Annotated in this window: 2 protein-coding genes; one reads left to right on the top strand and one right to left on the bottom strand. The window is 41.9% G+C overall.

The genetic code is table 11. From position 1 onward, the window contains the following. On the bottom strand, window positions 1-884 hold an 884-nt coding region (locus CVN76_RS04910; protein WP_157805529.1), incomplete at its 3' end, for a YhgE/Pip domain-containing protein. Between the two features lie 626 nt (window positions 885-1,510). Between CVN76_RS04910 and CVN76_RS04905 the strand changes: the two genes are divergently transcribed. After that, on the top strand, window positions 1,511-1,718 hold a 208-nt coding region (locus CVN76_RS04905), incomplete at its 3' end, for a hypothetical protein (protein ID WP_157805528.1).

The following is a 1,718-nucleotide window of genomic DNA, read 5'->3' as shown; positions in this document are numbered from 1 at the left end:
TTGGCATCATTAAGGCCGCCGTTGAGCCTTTGGGCACCGGAATTCAATTCGGTCATGCCGACATTCAGTTTTTGGATGCCTGCATCTAATTTCCGTGCGCCGCCGTTTACCTGCTGCATACCGGTATCGACTTGGTTAGCCCCATCCGCCAATTTACCGATATCCGCTTGCTTACCTGCCAATGAGTTATACATGGTTCCGGTTCCGACCTTTAATTGGGCTGCCCCCCCTGCCAGCTTGTCGATATCAGGAGCTTTTTGCTGCAAGGATTCGAGGATCTGGGCCGTACCGCTTTTTAGTTTCCCAGCTCCGTCATTGATTTTTTGTGAGCCGCCAGCTCCGTCATTGAAACCGTTTTCAATTTCGGCCATTTGCGAGAGAAGGGCCGTCGTATAACTGGCCGTCACTTTATTCGACAGATTTTCACGAATGCGTTCAGTGGCGCTTTTTGTGACTTGAGCCGCCATGTAATGCAGCCCTTCGTTCTGAATATATGTTAATTCAGGTTTAACAGGATTTTCGTCTAAGACCGTCGTTACATTTTGAGAGAAGTTTTCCGGAATTTCGATGACCATGTAATAGTCTGTATTCTGAAGCCCTTTCTTTGCCTTTTTATCATCGACAAAATCCCAGCCAAGGGTATCACTTTTCCTTAGCTCCGCTACTAAATCTTTACCGACATTAACCGGTTTATCTCCCAACGTACTACCTGCATCCTTATTGACTACGGCAACCGGCAAATTAGACAAATGATCGTACGGACCCCACTTAGCAGTTAGAATGAGTGCTGCGTAAATGAATGGAATGAATAAGACTGCTAGTATGGCAATGATCCAACCAGCCCTATTCGTGGAGCCGCCAAACTGTAACCCTGAACCTTTCATACATTACCCCCTATATGCTTTGATAGTTATGAATGGGGTGGGAAATGTCCCGCCCTAATTCATAACACAGTATATTCTGACTAGATTTGCTAAATCCTCCTTCGGTTTTACAAATATTTTCAAGTTTTGCCCGCCTAATTAGTTAGAAAGTTTCAAAGAATAATGATTCGTTTGTCTAATAAACGCTTCTTTAGTCGGATGTGAAAATGAAAGATCAATATGAATGGGTATTCATTCATTATTGTTCTGTGAAAGTAAGGAAGAAATATTATACTGTTTTTGAAAATCGAATAGTAATTTTTATTTTGAAAAAAGGCTGTTTCGTTAAGATCGTTGTTTTTAAAACGAGACGATTTAAGGTTGATTGGAACGGAGCAGCGGACTCCTGCCCGCCCCGTTGAAAGGCAAATCGATCACACCGCATTAGTGGGTGAATAGCAACAAAATATACGAAATCAGTCTAAAAAAAGAAAGAATGCACATCTTCGACCCGATAGCGGGGGGGGGGAAACGGAAAAAAAGATTTACTATTGATTGCAATATATAGATGATTTTTAATAAACAGTAAATATATAACTGATATACTTTCAGTAGAGTTCAATTGAAATAGTAGAAGAGGGGACCATATGCTAACGGGTATGAAAAAGTTCTTCAAGGAAAGCTCCAAGGATCTAAAGCGAATATATAAGTTGGCAGATGCCGTGAACCGGCTTGAGGGTGAATATGAAAGATGCTCAGATCAAGAGTTAAAGCGAATGAAGGATAAATTCAAATGCGAATTGGATGCCGGAAAAAATATGAGCGAGATTCAGACCGATGCTTTCGCAGTCGTTC

The organism is Bacillus sp. mrc49 (assembly GCF_002803435.1).
Note: the sequence above shows the minus strand (reverse complement) of the source record. Positions and strands in the feature narration are given on the sequence as shown.